Here is a 235-nt window from a genome sequence, read left to right on the forward strand (position 1 = left end):
GGCGAATGGTGATGTGGATATCAAGTTTATCAACTACAAGGAAGTAACATCAGAGAAGCCGTCCACACCTGATAAACCTGACGCGTCAGACACTCCAAAAACTCCAAAAACGGATGACAAAACAAATATAGAGTTATATCTATCATTGTTTGCAATGAGCGGACTGTTAATTGCCATTTTAGCTGTATTGAAGAAAAAGAAAATATTGAAAAACCGATAAAGATCTTTAAATAAG

Annotated in this window: 1 pseudogene; it reads left to right on the forward strand. The window is 35.7% G+C overall.

Features of this window, described 5'->3' with window-relative positions:
* Positions 1 to 220: pseudogene (locus tag LI241_RS15715) on the forward strand (hypothetical protein); the annotation flags it as partial.
* Positions 221 to 235: the final 15 nt, after the last annotated feature.

Origin of the sequence: Longicatena sp. 210702-DFI.1.196 (genome assembly GCF_020563125.1) — a bacterium.
Lineage (GTDB): Bacteria > Bacillota_I > Bacilli_A > Erysipelotrichales > Erysipelotrichaceae > Longicatena > Longicatena caecimuris.